The sequence below is a fragment of the Desulfocurvus sp. genome, assembly GCF_023230885.1.
GTDB lineage: Bacteria > Desulfobacterota > Desulfovibrionia > Desulfovibrionales > Desulfovibrionaceae > Desulfocurvus.
This window is the reverse complement of the sequence record NZ_JALNWM010000289.1, coordinates 1-2,795: the sequence shown is the minus strand read 5'-3', so window position 1 is coordinate 2,795 and position 2,795 is coordinate 1. Positions and strand designations below refer to the sequence as shown.

3 protein-coding genes are annotated in these 2,795 nt (G+C 75.5%); all 3 read right to left on the bottom strand.

Annotated elements, in window-relative coordinates; translation table 11 throughout:
- Positions 1 to 170: 170 nt before the first annotated feature.
- Genes M0P34_RS14790 through M0P34_RS14780 form a run of 3 tightly spaced genes read right to left on the bottom strand, consistent with a single transcriptional unit; the run spans position 171 to position 2,583 of the window.
- Positions 171 to 869: a metal-dependent hydrolase gene (locus M0P34_RS14790; RefSeq protein WP_291500496.1), complete on the bottom strand. Its 699-nt coding sequence runs from the start codon at positions 867 to 869 to the stop codon at positions 171 to 173.
- A gap of 35 nt (positions 870 to 904) precedes the next feature.
- Positions 905 to 2,008 (bottom strand): M28 family peptidase, encoded by a 1,104-nt coding sequence (locus M0P34_RS14785; RefSeq protein WP_291500494.1) that lies wholly within the window; start codon positions 2,006 to 2,008, stop codon positions 905 to 907.
- A 5-nt stretch (positions 2,009 to 2,013) separates the two neighbouring features.
- Complete coding sequence (locus tag M0P34_RS14780; RefSeq protein ID WP_291500492.1) at positions 2,014 to 2,583, bottom strand: UbiX family flavin prenyltransferase; 570 nt, start codon at positions 2,581 to 2,583, stop codon at positions 2,014 to 2,016.
- Positions 2,584 to 2,795: the final 212 nt, after the last annotated feature.

Sequence of the window (2,795 nt, the reverse complement as noted above, 5' to 3'; positions counted from 1 at the left end):
GGGTGCGCGTCTTGTCGCGACGTTCCGGAGGGGGCCGCGCGGGCCTTGGCGCGCGGCCCCCTCCGGCATGCGGGGTCAAGGGGGCGTTGCCCCCTTGCGGGGGGTGCCGGGGGGCGGAGCCCCTCCGGCCGGGGTACGGGGCGGAGCCCCGCCAGGGGTGCGCGTCGGCCTCAGGCCGGGGGCAGGGCCAGGGGCTGGCCGATGGCGGCCTGGACGAGTTTTGTTTCCGGGGCGAGTTCGGCCAGCGCGGCGGCGAAGGTGGCGGTGTTTTTTTCGAGGACGGGGAAGGTGCCCCAGTGCATGGGCAGCACGGCCTTGCAGCGCAGGAGCTGGCAGGCCAGGGCGGCCTGGCGGGGATCCATGGTGAAGAAGCCGCCGATGGGCAGCAGGGCGAGGTCGATGGCGTGGAGCTGGCCCCAGGTCTGCATGGAGGCGAAGATGCCGGTGTCACCGGCGTGGTAGATGGTGTAGCCGCCGGGCAGGGTCAGGATATAGCCGGTGGGGGCGCCGCTTTCGGAGGAGTGGAAGGCCTGGGTCATGGTGATGCGCACGCCGGCGAGCTCGGTGCTGCCGCCGATGTTCATGCCCACGCCGCCGACGATCTGCGCGGCGGGGACGCCCGCCTGTCCGAGCCTTGCGGCGGTGCCGACGATGGCGACCAGGGTCGCGCCGGTGCGCTTGCAGATATCCACGGTGGAGCCGACGTGGTCGCCGTGGTCGTGGGTGACGAGCACGGCGTCGCAGGCGGCGATGGCGTCGGCGCCGACGGGGGCGCTGGGGTTGCCCTCGAAGAACGGGTCCACGAGGATGGTGGCGCTCGCGGTGTCGATGCGGAAGTTGGAGTGGCCGTACCAGGTCAGGGTGTTCATGTTTTTTCTCCTTGCCGGGGGCGGCGGGTGCGGTTTCAGGGGCCGGGCGCGGGCGCTCGGGCGTGCGGGGCGCGCGCGGCGAATTCCACGAGGCCGAGCACTGTTTTTTCCATGATCCTGGGGTCCAGGATGTCGGGGGTGTCGCAGGGGGCGTGAACGCAGGCGGCCAGGGCCACGCCCGGGGAGGTCAGGAGGGCGCCCTGCCAGCCGTGGCTGGTGAAGGCCGTGTGGTCGGAGCGGTCGATCCAGGCGCCGCCGGAGTCGGTGACCACGGTGTCCACGGGCAGGCGGTCGGCGAGGGCGGCGGCGAGGTCGCGGGCCAGGGGGCCCGAGGGCCCGCGTGCGCCCACAGCCACGCCGTTGCCGAACAGAGCGGCCAGGATACCCGTTTCGGCCGCCCTGGGGCTGAGGCCCACGGTGTCCACGGCGACGATCCGGCCGGGGGGTGCGGGCGTGGCGGCCAGCAGGGCGGCGTAGGCCACGCTGCCGCTGGCGGTGGTCATGAAGTTGGGGGCTTCCTCGTTGGGGAAGAAAGCGACGCGCACGGCGCCGGGCGGCGGCGGCAGGGGCAGGCCGCGCCAGGCCTTGACGCGCGGTGGGCTGTGCAGCAGGCGGGCGGTTTCCAGGAGGATGGCCACGCCCGAGGCGTTGTCGGCGGCGCCGGGGGCGCCGGGCACGGTGTCGTAGTGTGCGCCGAGGATGAGGGGCGCGGGGGGCGGCGGCATGTCCAGCACCGGCGGGGCGCCCGGGGCGGGCGGGTTGGCCGGGGGCGCGGGCGGGCCGCCGGGGTGGGCGACGATGATCGGCGGGGTGTTCCGCGCGCCGGGCACGGGGATGGTTTCGTGGGGCACGCCCCAGCGGGAGAGCAGGGCGGTGATGCGCGCGGCGGCGCGGGAGTATGCCTGGGGGGCGTCCTGGTGGCGCGGGCCGATGCCCACGGCCAGTTCGTGGACGGTGCGCTCCAGGTTGGCGCGCAGGCCGGGGATTTCCTGGGCCCCGCAGGGCTGGGTCAGCAGCAGGAGCAGGCTGGCGGCCAGGGCCGGGAGCCAGCGCGGGCGCGGGGCCCTGGCGGCGGGACGCTGCGGGGTCGCGGGACGGGGGCGGGCCGCGAGGTCCCGGGGGCGGGCGCGGTGGGGCACGGAGCCTAGCCCTCCCAGGGCCGGGCCAGGGCCTGGGGGATGCCCAGGTTGTCCAGTATGCGCCCGCAGAGGTGGTCCACGATGTCCTGCGCGCTGGCCGGGCGGTGGTAGAAACCCGGGCTGGCGGGGAAGATGGTCGCCCCGGCGTCGGTGGCGCGCAGCATGTTTTCGATGTGGATTCGCGACAGGGGGGTTTCGCGCGTGACGAGCAGCAGGGGGCGGCGCTCCTTGAGGGTCACGTCCGCGGCGCGGTGGATCAGGTTTGCGCCCGCGCCGCTGGCGATGGCCGCCAGGGTGGACATGGAGCAGGGGCAGACGACCATGCCCGCATGGCGCCAGGAGCCGCTGGAGGGCGGCGCGGCGAAGTTGGCGGCGTCGTGCACGGCGTGGGCCAGGGCGGCGAGGTCGCCCGGGGTGGCGTCGGACTCGCGGGCCAGCACCACCCGGGCGGCGTCGGAGATGAGCAGGTGGGTCTGCACGCCGGGGGCGGCGGCCAGGGCCCGGGCCAGGGTCAGGGCATAGGGCATGCCGCTGGCGCCGCTGACGGCCAGTACGATGCGTCGGGTTTCGGTCACGGGAGCTCCTTGTGGTTCCGAAGGATAGCCTTGGCGGGCGGGGATGACAAGGCGCGCGGGAGGGGCGCGGGGCGGAGGAGCGAACGGTGCAGGGAAACGAAGGCCGGGGTGCGCGGCGGGGGCGGGGGCGAGGCGCGGTGCGCGCGGGGTGGCGGGGCGAGGAGGGGGCGAGGAGCGGGGTGGCGCGGTCCGCACGGCGCGGCGGGGCGATG

Coding starts and splice junctions, on each gene's coding strand:
- M0P34_RS14790 (WP_291500496.1), bottom strand. CDS start 869: ATGAACACCCTGACCTGGTACGGCCACTCCAACTTCCGCATCGACACC.